Source organism: Leclercia sp. W6 (genome assembly GCF_003336345.1).
Lineage (GTDB): Bacteria > Pseudomonadota > Gammaproteobacteria > Enterobacterales > Enterobacteriaceae > Enterobacter.
In genome coordinates this window covers 838,556-857,655 of the sequence record NZ_CP031104.1, presented here as the reverse complement: position 1 = coordinate 857,655, position 19,100 = coordinate 838,556, and the positions used below count along the sequence as shown (strand labels likewise).

The 19,100-nt window shown below is 57.9% G+C and carries 16 protein-coding genes and 3 pseudogenes; 4 read left to right on the top strand and 15 right to left on the bottom strand.

Annotation, left to right across the window (positions count from 1 at the left end; translation table 11 throughout):
• Window positions 1–41: 41 nt before the first annotated feature.
• From DVA43_RS04260 to DVA43_RS04215, 10 genes and pseudogenes are all read right to left on the bottom strand, one after another.
• Window positions 42–536: pseudogene (locus DVA43_RS04260) on the bottom strand (flavin reductase).
• Between the two features lie 10 nt (window positions 537–546).
• Window positions 547–1,479 carry a PDR/VanB family oxidoreductase gene (locus DVA43_RS04255; RefSeq protein ID WP_114314679.1) on the bottom strand — a complete coding sequence of 311 codons (933 nt, stop codon included), beginning with the start codon at window positions 1,477–1,479 and terminating at the stop codon, window positions 547–549.
• A gap of 9 nt (window positions 1,480–1,488) precedes the next feature.
• Window positions 1,489–2,229, bottom strand: coding sequence for an SDR family NAD(P)-dependent oxidoreductase (locus tag DVA43_RS04250; protein WP_114314678.1), 741 nt, complete (start codon window positions 2,227–2,229; stop codon window positions 1,489–1,491).
• Between the two features lie 10 nt (window positions 2,230–2,239).
• Entirely contained in the window at window positions 2,240–2,719 is a 480-nt protein-coding gene (locus DVA43_RS04245) for an aromatic-ring-hydroxylating dioxygenase subunit beta (RefSeq protein ID WP_103822509.1), read from the bottom strand.
• Window positions 2,719–4,032: a Rieske 2Fe-2S domain-containing protein gene (locus DVA43_RS04240; RefSeq protein WP_114314677.1), complete on the bottom strand. Its 1,314-nt coding sequence runs from the start codon at window positions 4,030–4,032 to the stop codon at window positions 2,719–2,721. Before DVA43_RS04240 ends, DVA43_RS04245 begins: the two co-directional genes overlap by 1 nt.
• Before the next feature lie 28 nt (window positions 4,033–4,060).
• Window positions 4,061–4,573, bottom strand: coding sequence for a nuclear transport factor 2 family protein (locus DVA43_RS04235; protein WP_114314676.1), 513 nt, complete (start codon window positions 4,571–4,573; stop codon window positions 4,061–4,063).
• Window positions 4,574–4,584: 11 nt separating this feature from the next.
• Window positions 4,585–4,941 carry an IacB protein gene (locus DVA43_RS04230; RefSeq protein WP_103822320.1) on the bottom strand — a complete coding sequence of 119 codons (357 nt, stop codon included), beginning with the start codon at window positions 4,939–4,941 and terminating at the stop codon, window positions 4,585–4,587.
• 21 nt (window positions 4,942–4,962) lie between these two features.
• Window positions 4,963–6,090 carry an acyl-CoA dehydrogenase family protein gene (locus DVA43_RS04225; RefSeq protein ID WP_114314675.1) on the bottom strand — a complete coding sequence of 376 codons (1,128 nt, stop codon included), beginning with the start codon at window positions 6,088–6,090 and terminating at the stop codon, window positions 4,963–4,965.
• A 102-nt stretch (window positions 6,091–6,192) separates the two neighbouring features.
• Entirely contained in the window at window positions 6,193–7,317 is a 1,125-nt protein-coding gene (locus tag DVA43_RS04220) for an amidase (RefSeq protein ID WP_114314674.1), read from the bottom strand.
• 334 nt (window positions 7,318–7,651) lie between these two features.
• On the bottom strand, window positions 7,652–8,116 hold the full coding sequence (locus DVA43_RS04215) for a MarR family winged helix-turn-helix transcriptional regulator (protein WP_103822323.1): 465 nt from the start codon (window positions 8,114–8,116) through the stop codon (window positions 7,652–7,654).
• A gap of 371 nt (window positions 8,117–8,487) precedes the next feature.
• On the opposite strand from DVA43_RS04215, the gene hpaX reads away from it, so the two are divergent.
• The 3 genes and pseudogenes from hpaX to DVA43_RS04200 all read left to right on the top strand — a co-directional run.
• Window positions 8,488–9,873, top strand: a complete 1,386-nt coding sequence (gene hpaX / locus DVA43_RS04210; protein WP_114314673.1) for a 4-hydroxyphenylacetate permease — start codon at window positions 8,488–8,490, stop codon at window positions 9,871–9,873.
• A 327-nt stretch (window positions 9,874–10,200) separates the two neighbouring features.
• Entirely contained in the window at window positions 10,201–11,007 is an 807-nt protein-coding gene (locus tag DVA43_RS04205) for a Zygote formation protein zyg1 (protein WP_114314672.1), read from the top strand.
• Window positions 11,008–11,211: 204 nt separating this feature from the next.
• A pseudogene (locus DVA43_RS04200) lies at window positions 11,212–11,423 on the top strand (helix-turn-helix domain-containing protein); the annotation flags it as partial.
• Window positions 11,424–11,445: 22 nt separating this feature from the next.
• Here DVA43_RS04200 and DVA43_RS04195 read toward each other — a convergent pair.
• The 5 genes from DVA43_RS04195 to DVA43_RS04175 form a co-directional block, all read right to left on the bottom strand.
• A complete protein-coding gene (locus DVA43_RS04195; protein ID WP_103822326.1) occupies window positions 11,446–12,195 on the bottom strand; it encodes a phage antirepressor KilAC domain-containing protein in 750 nt (249 codons plus the stop codon).
• 128 nt (window positions 12,196–12,323) lie between these two features.
• Window positions 12,324–13,160, bottom strand: a complete 837-nt coding sequence (locus DVA43_RS04190) for an MBL fold metallo-hydrolase (RefSeq protein ID WP_114314671.1) — start codon at window positions 13,158–13,160, stop codon at window positions 12,324–12,326.
• 12 nt (window positions 13,161–13,172) lie between these two features.
• Complete coding sequence (locus DVA43_RS04185; protein ID WP_114314670.1) at window positions 13,173–13,970, bottom strand: OBAP family protein; 798 nt, start codon at window positions 13,968–13,970, stop codon at window positions 13,173–13,175.
• Between the two features lie 89 nt (window positions 13,971–14,059).
• A complete protein-coding gene (locus tag DVA43_RS04180; protein ID WP_114314669.1) occupies window positions 14,060–15,403 on the bottom strand; it encodes a carbohydrate porin in 1,344 nt (447 codons plus the stop codon).
• A 41-nt stretch (window positions 15,404–15,444) separates the two neighbouring features.
• Complete coding sequence (locus tag DVA43_RS04175; protein ID WP_114314668.1) at window positions 15,445–16,803, bottom strand: glycoside-pentoside-hexuronide (GPH):cation symporter; 1,359 nt, start codon at window positions 16,801–16,803, stop codon at window positions 15,445–15,447.
• Between the two features lie 332 nt (window positions 16,804–17,135).
• Between DVA43_RS04175 and DVA43_RS04170 the strand changes: the two are divergent.
• Window positions 17,136–18,779 (top strand): annotated as a pseudogene (locus DVA43_RS04170) (alpha,alpha-trehalase); the annotation flags it as partial.
• Window positions 18,780–19,100: the final 321 nt, after the last annotated feature.

Sequence of the window (19,100 nt, the reverse complement as noted above, 5' to 3'; positions counted from 1 at the left end):
AGTCACGACATTGCTCATCAGCGTTACCCTTATAGTTGGTTTTACGCTTCCACATCATGCCCGATGGCATGGTAGCGACGGTTGAAGTAGACCAGCCCGCGCGGCGCTTCGCTGATGCGTATCGCCTGCACCTGGCAGTAGAAAACGGTGTGGCTGCCCACTTCATGACAGGTGTCGATCAGGCAGTCGAAGCTGGCGACCGACGAACTGAGCACCGGCGCGCCGCTGGCCATCACCTGCTAGGAGTCGTACGCAAAACGCTGCTCGGAGCGCAGGCTGGCGTTGGCGAAGACACCGGAGAGATCCTGATGGTCGCTGGAGAGGACGTTGACGCACAGCGCCCCGTTCTGCTTGAAGTGTTCATTGGCAAAGGAGTTGCGGTTCATGCAGACCAGCAGCGTCGGTGGTGAGTCCGTGACGCTGCACACGGCAGAGGCGGTAAAGCCAAATTTACCCGCCGGGCCGTCGGTGGTGATCACCGAGACCGCACTTCCCAGCTGTGCCATCGCGTTACGAAATTCGGTTTGCAGTGTCATAAGGGTTTCCTCACAAATCGATGACTAAACGGGCGCTTTTCGCCCGGGAGCAGCACAACAACATCTGATCGCCGTCGGCTTTCTCTTCGTCGGTCAGGTAGCTGTCGCGATGGTCCGGCTCCCCCTCCAGCACGTCGGTCAGGCAACTGCCGCAGATCCCCTGCTTGCAGGAGACGCAGACCTTCAGCCCGGCTTGCGCCAGCGCCTCGACGATGGTCTGGTTCTCCAGCACCTGGACGGTAATGCCGCTTGCGGCGGCGACCACCACAAAGGCCGCACCACCGGTGACAACTTCGGCGCTGAAGCACTCCTGATGCACCTGCTCCGGGCGATAACCGAGGCGGCTCGCCTCGTCGGTGACCGCATCCATCAGCCGGGTCGGACCGCAGGTGTAGACGTGGGTATTGGCCGGGACGTCGCTCAGCACCGCTTTCAGATTGAGGCGTTGCGTGTCGCTGAAGTGCAGATGCACGCGGTCGGCCCAGGCCGCCTGCTCCAGCCGGGCAATAAATGCCGCCCCGGCCCGGGTGCGGGCGCAGTAGTGCAGGCTGAAGGAGCGGCCGCTGGCGTGCAGTTCGGCGGCCATCGCCAGCATCGGAGTGATACCGATCCCGCCGCCAATCAGCAGGCAATGGCTGGCGGTCTCCTCCAGCGCAAAGAGGTTGCGCGGATCGCTGACCTGGATGAAATCCCCAACATTCAGCGCATGAGCGGCAAGAGAGCCCCCCTGAGACTTTTTGTCTTTCAGAATGCCGAGCTGGTAGTGGCGGCGATCCTGCGGGTCGCCGCAGAGGGAGTACGGACGCACCAGGCCGTCTGCCAGATGCAGATCGATATGTGCCCCCGCGTTGAAGACCGGGAGGTCGATACCGTCAGCATGGGCCAGCGTCAGCAGGAGCACATCGCCCTGCAACTCCCGTCTGATAACCTGTAATGTCAGCATGTTGACTCCTTAACGCATAAACAGACCGCCGTTGATGTCCCAGGTCGCCCCGGTGACAAACGACGCCTGCTCTGATGCCAGCAAAGCCACCGCCTGGGCGACAAACCCGGCTTCGCCTAACTGGCCGACCGGGATCATCTGCAACAGCCCGGCCATCTTCTCTTCCGGCACCAGGTCGTGAACCATCGGCAGATCCAGCGGGCCCGGGGCGATGGCGTTTACCGTCACGCCGGATTTACCGAGCTCCCGAGCAAAGATTTTGGTCAGGGTCAGGATCCCGCCCTTCGAAGCGGCGTAGTGGGCGCCGGAGGCGGTGCCGCCGTTCTGCCCGGCTAACGAGGCCAGGTTGATGATGCGGCCGTAGCCTGTACTTGCGAAGTAACGCCCCAGGGTCTGGCAGCCGACGAAGGTGCCGCGCAGGTTGGTGGCGATCACCCGGTCAAACTCCTCCACCGTAATTTCCATCACCGGGGTGGCGAGGGTCAGGGCGGCGTTGTTGACCAGCACTTCCAGGCTGCCGAAGCGTTCTATGGTCGCCTCGAGCGCCTGCGCAAAATCCTGCGGCTGGCAGATATCCAGCCCCAGCGCCAGCACCCTGCCCTGGCCGTCATCGAGACGATCCGCGGCTTCCCGGGCGCGGGCCACATCAACGTCGGTCAGCACCACCTGATACCCCTGCGCCAGCAGGTGAGCGGCAATCACGTTGCCCAGACCGGCGGCCGCGCCGGTCACTAATACGGTTTGCGTCATGGGGGATTCCTCAGAGGATGTAGCCGATGCTGTGCAGCACATCGTCGCTGTTGACCAAGCGGATCACCTTCCGGGTAATCAGCAACCTGCCCTCCTGCGGTGTCAGGTGCCAGGTGATGTCCGCGGCGTAGTGGCGGCTGTGGCCTTTGCGGTGCTCCCACAGTGATTGCGCCCCGCGCACCACGATCAGATCCTCACTGGATTCCAGCAGGCGGAAGCGCGACAGGGTGCGCAGCGTTCTGGCGCGCGGCGTGGTGGAGATGGACTCCCCGCTGTAGAGGCGCTTCACCCGCTTCTCCCGCATGTGGTGATCGTCGCAGGCGTAGTTGAGGGTGTTTTTAAAATCGGTTTCGTTCGGGTCGATAGGTACCACGTACAGGCCGTCGCGCTGCCACAGTTCCAGCCAGGCGTTAAACTCGCCCTGGTCCAGCAGATCGCCTTCGAGATTGATTACGGACATCGCCGCAAACAGCACAGAATCTGGCGTCATCATTTTTCGCTCTCCGTCATCAATTTTTTCCACTGCTGATAGGCCGCGCGCATCCCAGTTTCGGCGCTGACGTCGCTGCGCAGGCCGTCGTCGGTGCGATACTCCCCCGCCAGGCCGCGGTTGAGCATGATCCACAGCTCATCCCCCGCGGTGGCCCCGCGCTGCACGCGCTCCCAGGCCTCGGAGTCGTCCGGCGTGCCAAAGCCCATCGGCCCCTGGAAGTGCTCGTGCAGACGCAGGCGCGCCTGGTTCGCGATCTCCGGTCCGCCGTCCATGGTGATCACCGCGTGATGAATTTCGGTTTCCATCACTGAGATGGGTTGCAGGACGCGGAAGAAGGCCATTGAACAGGCGATGTTCGGGAACAGGTTGAGGTTGAAGCCGGAGCCGCCCACCGCGCGCACGATGCGCCTGACCTGCTCTTCGTCATGCTCTTTACGCAGTGCGTCCGCCAGCTCGACAAAGCGCTCCGGGATTGGCGCATCAAGGTTGGCCTCCAGATCCACCAGCTCGGGGATCATCACCATGACGCTGTGGCCGTTGCCGAGATCTTCGACATAGCCGCTGCCGTCCACGAAGTTGAGCATCTCTTCGGTCTGCTTATCGACCGAACTCAGGAAGGAGCGGTGCACCACCGGGAAGTGATAGCCGTCGGTGGTGTTCTCCAGCTGGATCTTCCAGTTGCCCGGGAAACGGAAGCGGTGCGCAGGCCCGGTCTTGATCGGGTAGCCCGCCCCCTGCTTCATAAAGAGATCCATCCACTTCTTCGCCGCGCCGAGGAAATCCTCCAGCGGTTCGATCTGCTCGTTAAAGGTGGCAAACACCATGCCCGCATACTGCTCGGTACGCAGGCAGACCAGCCCCAGTTCGTTCTTCTCCAGTTGGTCGGCATAGCTTTCCGGGTGCGGCACGCCGCGCAGGCTGCCATCCAGGGCGTAGCCCCAGCCGTGGTAGGGGCAGACGAAGCTGTTGGTTTTGCCGCTGCGGTGTTCGCAGACGGTGGCCGCGCGATGGCGGCAGCGGTTCAGTAGGGTATGAATGGTGCCCTTGCGGTCGCGCACCACGATCACCGGCTGGGTGCCGATCTCGGTAGTTTTGAAGCTGCCGGCCTCCGGGATCTCGCTGACGTGTGCCACCCAGACCCAGGTTTTGCTGAAAATACGGTCCAGCTCCAGCTGGAACAGCTCGTCAGAGGTGTAGAGCGAGGTGTGAACGCGGTCCGCCTTCACCAGAGCCGCAATCGCTTCCCGGCTCGGGGCCGTCGGCGTCGTGGTATCGATATTTTTGACGTTGATGATCTGGTCACACTGCATAATCTGTCTCCTGCTCGTCGTCGAGGTTCTAATTGTTGTCAGGTACCGGTAGCGCATCCGCCGCATGCCAGTGGCTTACTGGCCTGCTGAACAGGTTGCGGGTGGTAAAATGGTGCATGGTCATCTCCCCCCCTTCGCGACGGAAAATAATCTGGATCTCTGCCGCGTTCAGGTGCGCCCCTCCGGCAGTAAATTCGGAGGCTTGCAGCATCAGCCAGCGGCCATGCAGCTCACCGTCTGCATCCTGATACAGGGCTTCGGAACAGAGAAAATGGGCATTCAGGGCAAAGTGCGCAGGCTGGCGGACGTAGCCCGCCATCATCGCTTCAATCGCTTCGCGTCCCTGATGCCTGCCCAGCCGGGTGGCGTAGGGTTCACCCAGCCCTTCCCAGCAGGCGTCTGCGCTGAACAGCGCGCCGATGGCCTGTACCGTCTCCATGCTGTCGAGGCGATCGCACAGCCGCATGTAGTTGCTGATACAGACCCGGGCGGCCTGCTGATCCTCAAGCTGCTGTAAACGCAGCGCATCCTGTGGGCTCATGGCGTGCTCCGTTACTGAATGATCAGTTCGCGACCGACGCGGGCTTCGATCTTGCAGTACTTCCACAGCTTGTACTCGCCGTCGCCCACCGGGGTGGTACGGAACAGGTTGCAGGCAGCCACCACGCTGTCGAGGCTGTCGGCATCGGCCAGCACGTAGGTGGTCCACGGCGAGGTGGTGGACGGCCCGACCATCAGGCGGTCATCGTCCATATTGCCGATGACGCGGATGCCCTGGGTTTCGTCGATGCCTTTCATCATCACGCCGAACGCGCCCCACACCTGTTTGGCTTCTGCCGGGGTGGCATCAAAAAAGTTCTGGTTCACGCCGATGCAAAACAGCACGCGTAAGGTTGTTGTCTGGCTCATCTGTTGCTCCTTTGGTGAAAATTACAAATAACCCGGCAGAGGCTGGCCACCGAAATAGACCGTACCGGCGTTGAGATAAGAGAGGTCGCCCATAAAGGCGTGCTGGGTGATCACCAGGGTGTCGCGGACATAGCGTTGCAGCGGACTTTTCATAGTGATGCCGCCCATGCCGTTCAGCGCCAGCGCCTGGCGGGTAACTTCAGCGGCCACGCGGGTGGCGTGGGTGGAGGAGAGTCGCAGGGCGTTGATCTGAGCGCAGGCAGGATCATCCCCGGCGAGGATGCACTGCCACACCTCGTCAATGGCCTCGTAGAACCACGCCCGGGCGGAGCGCAGTTCCGCTTCGCAGCGGGCTATCTGCATCTGCGCCTGCGGCCGTTCCGCCAGGCGCGGCGCGCCGGTCACCGACTGCTGACGATGGGCAATGGCATAGATTTCATGGAGTGCCGCGCGGGCGACGCCGAGCGCCACCACCGACAGCACCTGGGTGGCCAGGGAGAGCACCGGATAGCGATAGAGCGCCCCCTCCAGGTTAAGGGCGCCGCCGCGCACAAAGGTCCACTCCTGCGGCACAAAGGCATCGTTGACCACCAGATCGTGGCTGCCGGTTCCGGCCAGGCCGACAGTGTTCCAGACCGGATCGATCTGCACGCTATCGCGGGGCAGCACCGCCATGCGCGGCAGCGCTTCGCCGCTCTCCGGCAGGATGCCGACGCCAAATACCGAGGCCCCCATGCTGCCACTGGCAAAGCCCCAGCGGCCCGAGACGCGGTAACCGCCATCCGCCAGCACCGCTTTTTGCGGCGGGAAGATGCCGCCGGCGAAGACCACGTCCGGGCCGTCACGGTAGAGTTCTTTTAAGGTGTCCGGCGGCAGCGCCCCAAGATAGAAGGGGCTCATGCCGAAGCTGGCGACCCAGCCTGCGGAGCCATCGGCGGTGGCAATCTGCTCGATCAACTCACAGAACTGTGCCGGGGAGCACTCCTCGCCGCCGTAGATTTTGGGGACTAACGCGCGGTAGACGCCCACCTGCTTAAACCGGGCGATGATGTCGTCTGAGATATGACGCTGTTGCTCAAAATCGGCGCTGCGGGTGGCGACTTCGTTCAGCAGTGGAACGAGCTCCTCACGAACATGAACGGCAGACATAGCTTCCTCCCAAAAGAGTGTGCGGCCCGCAGAGAGACGCGTGCTGCCGCAATGAGTTGTACTCACTGAGTTAGTGTTGAAACTGTCGGTAAAGCGGGATGGTTAGCGGCGTCGTCGCTCAGAGAGCCATTCTGCCGCCTGCACCAGCAGCCCCTCGTGCCCTTTGGCGGCAACGAGTTGCAGCGCCACCGGACGGCCATCAAGCGTGCCCGCGGGCAGGGTCAGCGCTGGGTGGCCGCTGAGGTTGAACGGGCGCACCAGTCGGGTGAGGTTCACCACGCTGAGCGGATCTTGTGCCTCTTCCAGCGTGGGCGGCAGCTCCGGCAGGGTTGCCAGCGCCAGCAAGGGGGTTTTCGCCAGTTGGGCATCCACCTGGGCGGTAAATGTGCGGCGGATCGCTTCTGCGGCCTCAAGAGCACGGGCATCGATCCCGGCCCCGGCACGGATGCGGGTGGCGACGTCGGCAGAGACCCTGTCGTCAATCAGTAGCGTTTTAAAAGCCTGCCAGTTTTCATGGCTGATGAGGGTCAACCCGGCGCGATGGGCATCCCCCAGCAGCGGCAATTCGGCCTGACGCGGTTGCAGGTCAGCCTGGGCGAGGAAGTTCAACAGCAGGGAGTCGATGCTGATGAGCGCCGACGGGATAAAGCCGATGGCGGGCATTCTGTGCAGCGGCGCATCAACCGGCAGCGCCAGACGGGTCAGCACGTTACGCAAAACGTCCGGCTCGCGGGCGAAGATCCCCACGCAGTCCAGGGAGCTTTGCGAGGGCATCACCCCTGCCCTGCTCAAGGCACCGTAAGTGGGTTTTAAGCCGAGGATGCCGCAGCAGGCGGCGGGCATACGCACCGATCCCCCGGTATCGGTGCCGAGCGCAAAATCCACCTCACCAGCAGCCACCACTGCGGCAGAGCCGCTGGAGGAGCCGCCGGGGATCAGGTCAGGAAACAGCGGGTTAACCGGCGTGCCGCCCCAGGGGTTGATCCCGGTGACGCCAAACGCCAGCTCGTGCAGGGTGGTTTTTCCGGTCAGAATACACTTCTGCCCGAGAAGGGTTGCGACCACGTCGGCATGCTGTTCCGCCGCCGGGTTCGCGGCCAGCGCCGGGCAGCCTGCACGGGTGGGAAAGCCTACGATGTCGAGGGTGTCTTTTACCGCGAAGCGGAGATCGCCTTCGCCGAGGGTACATCGGGTGACAAAACCATTGCTCTCAGTAACAGGTTGCATAATTTGCACCTTAACCAGAAAAAACGAATCATATTTGGGTGACGCACTCTTCGCTGCGGTTCGACCCACGTTTGTTCTGGTCAATCATGGAAGATTTAGATGAATATTCAAGTAATATTTCACGTTAATTTTACGAAAAAATAACACTGAAACATTTCTATAACAACTCATCGAGAGAGGCTTAGGATGATGATAAATAACAATAAACGCGGCGCAGAAATGAAAAAAGAGCCGCGCTGACGAGCAGAGCGGCTCTTTTATAATGCGTTATTTTACAGCGAGTTAGAGCGAATTTTTAAGGCGGTCACAAATCCGCAATTCTTTGGGAGCGCGGTCAGAGCTCGTTAAGATTGTCGAGCACCTTCGACAGCGAGAGGTTCATTTTTTCCCGCTGGGCCGCGGTCATGCCCTTAAAACCCTTCTCGAAAACCTTGCTGGTAAGACGGTGTGCCTCGGCCACTTTTTCGCGTCCGGCATCGGTGAGCATCACTTCGGTCACCCTGGCATCCTGCACGCTGCTGGCGGTGGTCACCAGGCCATCATCCCGCAGGCGGCCAACGATTTTGGTAACGGTGGGCATTTTGGCCATGGCGTATTCGGCGATCTGCGAAATGCTGGCCTTACCGTACTGCTCGGTAATCATCAGCACCCGAAAGCGGGACACATCAAGCTGCACCTTTTTCAGTGTAATTTCCATCACTTGCGTATAACGCGCGTAGACGTTAACTATCCAGTAGAACGGGAACTCTTCGCGGTGAAAAGTGGGGCCGCTGTCTGACGATGTGTTCGTATGACTCATGAAATGACGTTCCAGAAGTAATGCATTGATCGCAATTATACCCGCTATTTATCCCCCGCTAAAGCCCGATCGCACCCTGCCCTCTGCTGTTAACAATTCGCTGCGCCGTAAAAGCCGATCGACATCGCATTATGATTCGAAAACGCTACGAGATTAACAATTACGTATCATTTTTTAAACAGAACATTGACGTCCATGCCTGCGGTTTCCTATACGTTAGCGCACGTGTTTGCATCGCGTGCACCGGGTAATCCTCTTGCCCGCTGGCTATCGGCTTTTTTTTAAAATTTACGTGCTTATCAATTAATTATAAAAACACCCCCGACTAAAACGGGGATTACATTACCTCTAACCGTTATGTGGAGCATTTCATGAACGACAGCCCATCGATGGAGCAAACACGTGCTAGCGTGCTGGCTCCGCCTGCGTCTGCTGACGACACGCTCGATCCGCGTCAACAGCGGGTAATCAAGAAACTATTCCGGCGATTGATCACTTTTTTGTTCATTTTGTTCGTCTTTTCGTATCTGGATCGCATCAACATCGGCTTTGCCGGCCTGACGATGGGCAAAGATCTGGGCCTCACCAGCACCATGTTCGGGCTGGCGACCACGCTGTTTTACGTGATGTATGTCATCTGCGGGATCCCCAGCAACGTGATGCTGAGCATCGTGGGTGCCCGTCGCTGGATCGCAATTCTGATGGTGGTGTGGGGGATCGCCTCCACCGCCACGATGTTCGCTACCGGCCCTAACAGCCTGTACGTGCTGCGAATGCTGGTGGGAATTGCCGAAGCGGGCTTCCTGCCAGGGCTGTTATTGTATTTAACGTTCTGGTTCCCGGCGCACTACCGCGCTCGCGCAAATGCGCTGTTTATGATTGCCATGCCGGTGACCATGGCGCTGGGTTCGCTGGCCTCCGGGTATATTCTCAACCTCGATGGGGTGATGAACCTGAAGGGCTGGCAGTGGCTCTTCCTGCTGGAAGGCTTCCCGTCGGTCATTCTGGGCTTTGTGGTCTGGTTCTGGCTGGACGACAGCCCGGATAAAGCGCGCTGGCTGACTCAGGATGACAAGGCCTGCCTGAAGGAGATGCTGGAAGCGGATCGCATAAACGCCCAGAGTAAGCAGCTGCGGGAGCAGGCCGCGCTGGCGCCACAGCAGCGTAGCCTGATGCGCGAGCTGTTCACGCCCACCATCATGCTCTACACCCTCGCCTATTTCTGCCTGACCAACACCCTGAGCGCCCTGAGCGTCTGGACGCCGCTGATCCTGCGCAGCATCAGCGAGGAGAGCAGTAACGTGACTATCGGTATCCTGAGCGCCATTCCGCAGGTCTGTACCATTGTGGCAATGGTCTGGTGGAGTAAACGTTCCGACAAGCGCAACGAGCGTAAAGTCCACACCCTGCTGCCGTACCTGTTTGCCGCCGCAGGCTGGATCCTCACCGCCACCAGCACCGATCCGGTGCTGCAGTTCACCGGTATCGTGATGGCCTCGGCCGGTGCCTTTGCCGCCATGGTGATCTTCTGGACCACGCCGGATCGTTCCATCTCCCTGCGTGCCCGTGCGTTGGGTATTGCCGTGATCAACGCCACCGGGATGACCGGCGCCGCGCTGGGGCCGCTGCTGATGGGCTGGATGAAGGATGTCACCGGTAATTTCAACGCCGGGATCTTTATGGTGGCCGGTTTCCTGGTGCTGGGTGCGGTGGTGATTGTATTGATTCCGATGAAACAGGCTGAACCACAGCGATAGTTCTTCTCCTTACCAGCCCGGCGCAGCAGCCCTGTGTCGGGCTTTTTTGTCGATATCCTCCCCCCGTCTCGCATAATCCCGGCCTGCAAAAGATCATTCTGAGTTATACATTGCCGCCTTACTATTGATAAAAGCTATTAAAAACAGACAATTGATCACTTTTAATTATATAAACGCCAGAATAATGATATTCATCACGTTTTCTTTCTTTAATTAAGTGCATATTTAACGGTATAAGAATTTACTTAAAAAATATAATTCACTGCAAAAGTGAAAATTATTAGCGCGTATTGTTATTTTTTGAACATTTATTAAGAGGGTTAGGTTATGAACGCTGAACTGATTAAGGAATCGGTTCTGAATACAATGGTTGATGCGGGGAGAATGTTCTTAGAGCAATATAAATTTATCTCGCCTGAGCTGGAAGAAAAACATCAGGGCCTGATGGCGTTAGACAAGGCGGATGATACTGAAAAAGATGCGCTGTTCCGGATGAATCAAACTGGAAACATGCTTTATGTCTCGACATCCCCTGAATTAACCATACGAACCAAAAAACTATTTGCTAGCGTGGCGATGTTGTTCGCAGCGATGACCAGCGCGATGAATCAATCGGGTAAATCACTTTTTGACTATGAGGCCTGGTTGTCACTGGTGGACAAGTCTGGTTTTTTTGTTGAAGTGCAGAAAACCAGCAGCATGCTGACGATTAAAAATAGCGGCGTCGCCGTTAATACCCAAATCATCCAACAGATCATCCCAGGCCTGAGTACTGACAACGCAATGGCGATCGCCCAAGCGGTGTTGAGTACGATAAATGGCGAATTACAGGCAACTGAACGCGATGAAGAGGCCAAAGTGGGTCACCTTCTTTTCATCTGTGAAGAGCTCTTCGGGGTGCCGAGCATAACGATTCGTCTGTTCTATGCATCCCAAAAATCTCACCGCGCCATCATTCAGGCACCTTGCCACACGTCGGCCACCTCTACGTTTGAGCAATTACAGAACGCGCATACTTTTCTGTTTGCTTCACCCGATACGATATCTGAATATGCGAATCTCTTTACAGATCAACCTGAAGAGTATATGAATCTGATTGAGCATCTGAAAGAGATAATTACAGCTAAAAACTAATCCCGTTCCCCTGCTGAATTAAGCCAGCCTCATTTTGTCCATTATTATACGAGAGTGCTGAAGCGGCACGGCTGTCTTAAAACAGGTGTCCATTAACATTAATCTGGCTAACCCAGATACCCTCTGCGGTTAGCCATTTTGTTCTTCGATTATGCCTCCGCGGCCACTGGCACCAGACCAAAGGCAAAACCCCACAGCAGAGCCAGCGCGCTGGGCACCACGCCGGCAAACTCTCTGAGCGAACTGCGGATGCGGCTGGCGATCCAGTATATCGGGCAGAAAAAACAGGCGATTGAAACCGTGGCGTTGCGTCTCGGCTACAGTTCGCTGGCGGCATGCAGCCAGGCGTTTAAGCGTGTTGTCGGTCAGTCGCCGGGGCATTACGTGAAGCCAGTCAGACCCCAGAGGAGATCTGACCGGTTCGCTTTACAGGAGAGATTAAAGCCAGCTCTGCTGGACAGGTGCGCCTTCGGTGCGCTCCGTGCGAGGCATTTCAATTGCCAGCGTTGACAGGTGTTTAGCCCACAGGTCAGCCACCCATTTCACGCCGCGGGCAGTAAAGCGTGCCTGAGACCAGGTGCGCTCGTTTTCACCCACCCCGCTGTGCAGAGTAAAATAGCCTGCATCGATGTGGTGCTGCGGCGGAACCAGGTTCCCGCCGACGCGCTGCATGATATTCCGCTCAAGCAGGAACTCCCGGAACTGGGGCTCTTTCGCTTTAAGGATCTTACAGAGCTGACGGAAGCCCAGCGACTCCTTGACCTGAACAAACTGATCAAAGAACGCCGCCTTTGGTGCCCAGAGGGCTAGCTGCTCCTCAGCACGCTGGCGTTTTTCATACTGCTCGGCCCAGGCGCGCGCCGCCGCCGCCGGGTTGGTGAAGTCCGGGATATTGACGTTTCTCTCCTGCTCCTGCCAGCGATCGAGCATAGCGGCAGTAAAGCCCGGGGAGATACGTGAAACCGTCAGCAGGGAGTCCCGTTTGTTCAGCAAAAACTCCTGCCGCATTTCACCTTCGCGCTCATACAGGCTGGCCGTTACCGGCTGCGAAAGACGCTGCGCCGTTTCCAGGCTTTTTACCATGCGCTTCACCTCGGTATGAGCAATACCGGTCAGCTTCGCGATTTCGCGGCTGCTGATGGTGGCAAGCTGGCCACTGGACTGGAAAGTTTCAACAGGAATTACCATAGGTTTCACCCCTCACTCATACATTACTCGGGTAATTTGCTCTAATAGTATACAAATACCTGTTCAAATATCCAGTATAATTTTTAAACGATCTTCTCCCAGAGCAGGCCACGCCTAAGTTGCGGTAATTAGAGCTGTTTTGACTCTGTCGCCAGGCTCTCCAGTTCCCGTGCGTCATGGCTACAGAAAAAAGTGATGTCGTGGGGGTGTGCGCAGGAGAGCTCCCGTAGCCGCTGTTGGTTGTGTCGCCGGGTACCGTTATCCATCGCCATCATCCACTGGTAAAACCGCAGCCCCGGTGTGCAATGACGTTGCGGCTGGCGCATCTCATCCCGATAGAACCAGGCGTCGCCACCGTGCAGCAACCACCCCGACGGCTGGCTGATGGCGATCCCCGCATGCCCCGGCGTGTGCCCGGCCAGCGGCACCAGCAAAATTTCCGGCGGCAATCCGTTCAGCGCCGTCACCGCGTCGAAGCCAAACCAGCGTTCGCCCTGCACCTGATAGCCCTGCCAGCCAGAGGTGCCGCTCCACTGCCCGGGACGATAGCGCTCCCGCTGCAGCCAGCTATGGCGCCGTTGCGCCGTGTCGATCTCCTGCTGCATCAAATGGATGCGTGCGTGAGGGAAATCGCTCAGCCCACCCGCGTGGTCGAAATCCAGGTGCGTAAGCACGATATGGCGGACATCCGCCGCGCTAAAGCCCAGCGCCTCGACGCGAGCGCGCGCCGTAAGCGACTCCCGACGCTGGATATTGTTCAGCGCCCGGAAAAAGCCCGACAGCCTGGAGGGTTCACGTACATCCCCTTGCCCAAAACCGGTATCCACCAGCACCAGCCCGTCGCGGTCGGTTTCGATAAGCAGGCAGTGGCAGACCAGGTGCGCATGTAGCCCCTTGCTGAAACCGTCGAACAACGCGCCGCCCAGCGGGCACATACAACCACAGTTAAGATGATGAATCTTCATATCGTCTCCTCATCAGGGTGTGTGTTTCTGCTGACTCTGCTCGGACGTGCCGAAATGGGTGGTGTCCCCATGCCCGTGTTCACCGCTGCCCTGCACACGTTTAAGCTGAATGACCTCGCCGCGCTGCCAGGCATTTGCCCCTTCCGCTACCGGATGGGCCACGATGTCGGCACGCTGGGCTTTGATCTGCTGCGTATCGATCCCCAGGCGACGATCGCGATCCGCCAGCAGCCGGGGATCGAGCTGTCCCTCGCCGGTAAAGCCCATCATCAGCGCAGGTATGCCAAACGGCAGGGTCTTGTCCCTGTCCGTATGCCAGGTATGCCAGGTTTTGCCGTAGGTGTTGACGATTTTATTCATCAGCGCCTTGTCAGCGACCGCAGGCAAGCCGGGCGCCACCAGGCTGCCCGATTTCACTTCATACTGGTGGCTGTGCCAGAGCTTTTTCTCCTCCGGCGGCAGGCTGTTAAACAGGCGTTCGCTGATGATGTACTCCACCCCCATCAGCCGGGCATCCTTTGTATTGCCGTCATAAATGACCGCCTGCATGACCTCTTCATTGAGTACCGTCACGTAGTGATGCGCCTCCATCTGCCCGTTTTTATCCCCACTATAAAAATGAAAACCGTCAAGATAGGCGCTGATGGCCTCTACCGGCGGACGGGACTGGATCACCTGGGCGCCGGTCTCCAGGGTGCTCAGGGTGGCGGAGGTACTTTTACCGGGAACAGGTGCCTGAGGCGGGGTGTTATTCGCCCCGCAGCCGACAAGCAGCACAATGGCTGGCAGGATCTGAGGTAATGATTTCATTGGCACTCCCTTTCATTATAACCCGTTATGAAGGTAGTGCAGATGTGGCAAGCCAGCCAGACCGTGCCGGAGGTCTGGCTGGCATGCGATCAGAAGTAATATTTAAAGCGGAGGCGGCCACCGTAGCGGGCGTCGGTATCGCTGTTACCCTCTTTCGGCTGGGCATCTATCCACGACGCATAGGCCCCGAGATAAACGTTGAAGTTTTTCATTTTCATTACGTTAGGGAACAGATACGACGCGTGAAGCGTATGGATGTCGTAATCGCCCGGATGGGTGATCCAGCAGTCACCGTCGCAGTCGTCATTCAGCCCGGCAGCGTTAAATCTGTCGATCTCGTTATGGGCGTAGATATAGCCCAGCTCAATATTCTTCCACAGACCATTCACCCCGGCGGTGAAATCAGTTTCGTCGCTGGCGTCCATGTAGGCGGTGTTGAGGTTGACCACAACGCCGTTATCCGGGTCGGTTTTTTGCCCGTTCCAGTTCATTGTCAGGCCATAGCCGGTGCGATCGGACTGATCGATCCAGTGGCCTTCTGCATCCCGATAACCGTAAGCGTTGTTCACCAGGTTGCTCTCCATGGCCAGCGCCGTGGTGAAGCGCCCCTCTGACCAGGCGATAACCGGGCGCACATAGGCCACGTTTTTATCGTTATCCAGATCCATGCCATGGTACTGCTTATCGACAAAGAGCGAGCTGCCGTTTTCCAGCAGGGTGTTGACCTCAAAATACCAATTACCGAGGTTTTTACTCAGCAGGAAGTTACCGCCGCTGTCGCTGCGCCCGCGCCCCTCTTTCATCATGTAGATATAGCCATAACCGTCACTGTAGAGATCGTTCGCCGTGTTGCCGGAGTACTCGATAAAGGTGTCCTGGTTAAGAGGAAACATGTCGTAGGCTTCGAAGCGCCCGACTTTGATTTTCCAGTCGTTCTCCTGGCCGAAGAAGAAGACCGCGTCATCCAGATTCATCTTGCCGGTAAGATCCGCCAGCGGCTGCACCGAGAAACCGGCAAACTGGCCGTTGTCCATTCGCCGATAGCCGTCAAACCCCAGCAGGAGGCGGCCATTGATATCCCAGCGCTCGTTGTTTGACGGCGCCCAGTCCTTATTGGCGCTGGTGCGCATAGATGTCAGGCTGCCGCTGCGGCTGGCGGCGTCCATATTAAACTCCACATCGCCATAGAAGCGCAGATCGCCATAGCCTGACAGGGTTAACTTCGGCGCTGGCGACGTCTGGGGTTCAGCTGAGACCACATTTACCGCCGGAGCCTGTTGCGCCTGCTCTAAGCGCGCAATCTGGGCTTCGGCTTTTGCCAGACTGGCTTCCAGCCGGGCGATTTTCTCCTCCATGCTGTCCGTTTGGGTGGCCGCCAGCGTGGTCGCCGGAATACAGGCGCCGACCAACAGCGCAATATAATGAATACGCATAGATTCCATCCTGTGAGTTTATTGTTGATTCCACTGTTACATTAGGGTTTTGCAAATTTTCCGTTATTTAAATCTGTCACCACGGTATTCATTACCTGTTCATCGAGGCGGTAGAATTTAATTGCCAGCGCGGTCAACAGATAAAAGAGCGAGGGGATAAGGGTAAATAACCAGACAACCCCCTGCACCGCCTGAGGGGATTGCACCGCTGCGCTGGCTTGATATTCAAACCCGGCCAGAACCCAGCCCAGAATAGCGCCGCCGACAGCCACGCCTAATTTAATGACAAAAATATTGGCCGCGACATTCATGCCGGTAATTCGCCGCTGGGTTTTCCACTCGCCGTAATTATTGGCGTCGGTGATCATGGACCACTGCAGCGCGCCGTTTCCGCCCTGCACCGTCTGGATAAGAAAATGGGCCACCAGCGGAATCAGCCAGTATTGCACCGGCAACCAGAAGCAGACGATGCCCAGCCCGGCGTTGAGCAGGTTTATCCAGAATGAGATTTTGATTTTGCAGAACCGGGAACCCAGCGGCTGCGCCAGCGCCGAGCCCAGCATTGAGGCGATCATCCCGCCCAGCATAAACAGCGAGATAATAGTGGAGCCCTGACGCAGCACGGTATTGACGTAATAGACCACCGCGCCGCCGCGGATCACCACCGCCACCAGCATCATGAAGTTGTAAATGGACAGAATGCGCCACTGCTCATTGCGAAACAGAATTTTGACGTCACGGACGACATTCAGATTTTCTTCTTTGATGGGCTGGACGCGCTCTTTGGTGGTGGCGAAACAGATGATAAACATCAGGCAGCCAATCACCCCGAAAATGGCCATCGCCATCTGAATGCCGCTCGCGCGATCCTGAGGATAGAGATAATCCGCCAGCGGCAGAATGCAGGCGGTGCCCAGCGCGCCGCCCAAGGGGGTGATGGCAAAACGCCAGGATTGCAAAGAGAGGTTTTCCCGCGGATCGGAAGTAAGTGCCGCGCCCAGCGAGCAGTAAGGAATATTGATGGCGGTATACATCAGGGTCATAAAGATATAGGCCGCCACGGCATAGACCACTTTACCGCTGTCAGAAAAGGACGGGATGGTATAGACCAGTACGCAGCTGACCGCGAACGGGCCGCAGATCGCCAGCAGCCACGGACGAAAGCGTCCCCAGCGTGAGGAGGTAGCATCTGCAATCGCTCCCATTATCGGGTCGGTGATGGCATCCAGCAGCCTGACCAGTAAAAACATTGTCCCCATCACTGCGGGCGGCAGCCCGTAGATATCCGTATAGAAATAGGCGAGGATCGCCACTGAGGAGTCAAAGACGATATGGCTGGCCGCATCGCCGAGGCTGTAGCCTATTTTCTCTTTTACCGTTAATTTTTCCGTTGCCGACATTTCAGGTCTCTCCCTGTATTTTTCAGTCAGTTTGATGTTGCTGCCGACATAATTTCCATATCCCTTCCAAAGCAATCTATTATGTTTTCTCGCTAAGAAGTTATGATTTTCGCTTTATGTGATCCGCGTGTTTAATGGTTATTTACGCGATAAATAGATCGCACCGCTTATATATTTTTCGCGTGAATTCCGCCTCCTGAATACGCAACGGTAAATAGTCTGGTTTTGTGCAAAGTGTTACCTCCGACACGCGAAGTGACAAATATTCGTCTAAGGTTTTCAGGTGATTGATGGCAGCGGTCGCGCTGCCCAAAGAACCCAGGAGAACAACCATGATGAGACCTCAGCAGCAAACAGCATTGCGGCTGGCGATTGGCGGCATCCTGCTTGGGATAACTGCCTTTAGCTATGCGGAAGAACCGTCCGGCACCCGGAAACAACCACCAGACATTCTGTTTGGCCCGCTGTTTAACGATGTGCAAACCGCCAAACTCTTCCCGGATCAAAAGACCTTCGCCGATGCGGTACCGAAAAACGATCCCCAGACGATCCTTGCCGACTACCACATGCAGCGCAAACAGTCCGGCTTTGATCTGCGCCACTTTGTGGAGGTGAACTTCACCCTGCCGACCGAGAAAGAAAAATATGTGCCACCTGCCGGGCAGAGCTTACGGGCGCACATTGACGGTCTGTGGCCGGTGCTGACGCGCACTACCTCCAGCGCCGGAAAGTGGGATTCCCTGCTGCCGCTGCCGAAGCCTTACGTTGTGCCAGGCGGACGTTTTCGCGAGATCTACTACTGGGACAGCTACTTCACCATGCTGGGGCTGGCCGAGAGCGGCCACTGGGACAAAGTCTCCAGTATGGTGGACAACTTCGCCTACGAACTGGACAGCTGGGGCCATATCCCCAACGGTAACCGCAGCTACTACCTGAGCCGCTCCCAGCCACCGTTCTTTGCCCTGATGGTGGAACTGCTGGCGACGCACGATAAAGAGGCGCTGAAAAAATACCGTCCGCAGATGGAAAAAGAGTACGCCTACTGGATGGAGGGGGTAGATGCCCTTCAGCCGGGCCAGGCCAGCCAGCGGGTGGTGAAGCTCGACGATGGCGCCGTGCTTAACCGCTACTGGGACGATCGCGATACGCCGCGCCCGGAATCGTGGCTGGATGACATCAACACCGCGAAAAAATACCCCAGCCGTCCGGCAACCGAGATCTACCGGGATCTGCGCTCCGCCGCCGCCTCCGGCTGGGACTTTAGCTCACGCTGGATGGACGATCCGCAGCAGCTGGGGACGATCCGCACCACCAGTATCGTGCCGGTGGATCTAAACGCCCTGATGTTCAAGATGGAGAAACTGCTGGCGAAGGCCAGCCAGGACGGCGGTGACAGTGCCGCAGCCAGCCGTTACGAGGGCCTGGCCTCCGATCGTCAGAAAGCGATGGAGCGCTATCTGTGGAACGACAAAGAGGGCTGGTACGCCGATTACGATCTGAAAACCAAACAGGTACGTAATCAGCTGACCGCCGCTGCGCTGTTCCCTCTCTACGTCAAGGCCGCCTCGCAGGAACGCGCGGACAAAACCGCCTCTGCTGCTGAAGCCCAGTTGCTGAAAGCAGGGGGCATTTCGACCACCACCGTTAACAGCGGCCAACAGTGGGATGCCCCTAACGGCTGGGCGCCGTTGCAGTGGGTCGCCACTGAAGGATTGCAGAACTACGGGCAGGATAAAGTGGCGATGGACGTGACGTGGCGCTTCCTCACCAACGTACAGCACACCTACGATCGCGAGCAGAAGCTGGTGGAGAAATATGATGTTTCCACCACCGGCACTGGCGGCGGCGGCGGTGAATACCCGCTGCAGGATGGCTTCGGCTGGACCAACGGCGTGACGCTGAAAATGTTGGATCTGGTCTGTCCGCAGGCGAACCCATGCGACAAAGTGCCCGCCACGCGACCCGCGGCCAATGAGGGTTCGGTAACCACCACCCCATCGACTACCGGCGCACAACCTACGGCGAATGGCACATCCACCACTAGCGACCAGCCAGCGGCGACAAGCACCCCGTCGACAACTAACCCGTCAACGACCACAACGCCACCGGCTTCTAATGACACGTCGACAACCACGACGCCACCGGACTCCAATGACACGTCGACCACCACGACGCCTCCGGCCTCCAATGGCACGTCGACCACCACCACGCCACCGGCCTCCAATGGCACGTCGACAACCACCACGCCTCCGGCCTCAAATAACTCGTCGACCACCACTACGCCACCGGCAACCACC

Coding starts and splice junctions, on each gene's coding strand:
- DVA43_RS04195 (WP_103822326.1), bottom strand. CDS start 12,195: ATGGTAATTCCTGTTGAAACTTTCCAGTCCAGTGGCCAGCTTGCCACC.
- DVA43_RS04235 (WP_114314676.1), bottom strand. CDS start 4,573: ATGAGCCCACAGGATGCGCTGCGTTTACAGCAGCTTGAGGATCAGCAG.
- DVA43_RS04220 (WP_114314674.1), bottom strand. CDS start 7,317: ATGCAACCTGTTACTGAGAGCAATGGTTTTGTCACCCGATGTACCCTC.
- DVA43_RS04255 (WP_114314679.1), bottom strand. CDS start 1,479: ATGCTGACATTACAGGTTATCAGACGGGAGTTGCAGGGCGATGTGCTC.
- DVA43_RS04245 (WP_103822509.1), bottom strand. CDS start 2,719: ATGACGCCAGATTCTGTGCTGTTTGCGGCGATGTCCGTAATCAATCTC.
- DVA43_RS04205 (WP_114314672.1), top strand. CDS start 10,201: ATGAACGCTGAACTGATTAAGGAATCGGTTCTGAATACAATGGTTGAT.
- DVA43_RS04215 (WP_103822323.1), bottom strand. CDS start 8,116: ATGAGTCATACGAACACATCGTCAGACAGCGGCCCCACTTTTCACCGC.
- DVA43_RS04175 (WP_114314668.1), bottom strand. CDS start 16,803: ATGTCGGCAACGGAAAAATTAACGGTAAAAGAGAAAATAGGCTACAGC.
- hpaX (WP_114314673.1), top strand. CDS start 8,488: ATGAACGACAGCCCATCGATGGAGCAAACACGTGCTAGCGTGCTGGCT.
- DVA43_RS04250 (WP_114314678.1), bottom strand. CDS start 2,229: ATGACGCAAACCGTATTAGTGACCGGCGCGGCCGCCGGTCTGGGCAAC.
- DVA43_RS04190 (WP_114314671.1), bottom strand. CDS start 13,160: ATGAAGATTCATCATCTTAACTGTGGTTGTATGTGCCCGCTGGGCGGC.
- DVA43_RS04230 (WP_103822320.1), bottom strand. CDS start 4,941: ATGAGCCAGACAACAACCTTACGCGTGCTGTTTTGCATCGGCGTGAAC.
- DVA43_RS04180 (WP_114314669.1), bottom strand. CDS start 15,403: ATGCGTATTCATTATATTGCGCTGTTGGTCGGCGCCTGTATTCCGGCG.
- DVA43_RS04240 (WP_114314677.1), bottom strand. CDS start 4,032: ATGCAGTGTGACCAGATCATCAACGTCAAAAATATCGATACCACGACG.
- DVA43_RS04225 (WP_114314675.1), bottom strand. CDS start 6,090: ATGTCTGCCGTTCATGTTCGTGAGGAGCTCGTTCCACTGCTGAACGAA.
- DVA43_RS04185 (WP_114314670.1), bottom strand. CDS start 13,970: ATGAAATCATTACCTCAGATCCTGCCAGCCATTGTGCTGCTTGTCGGC.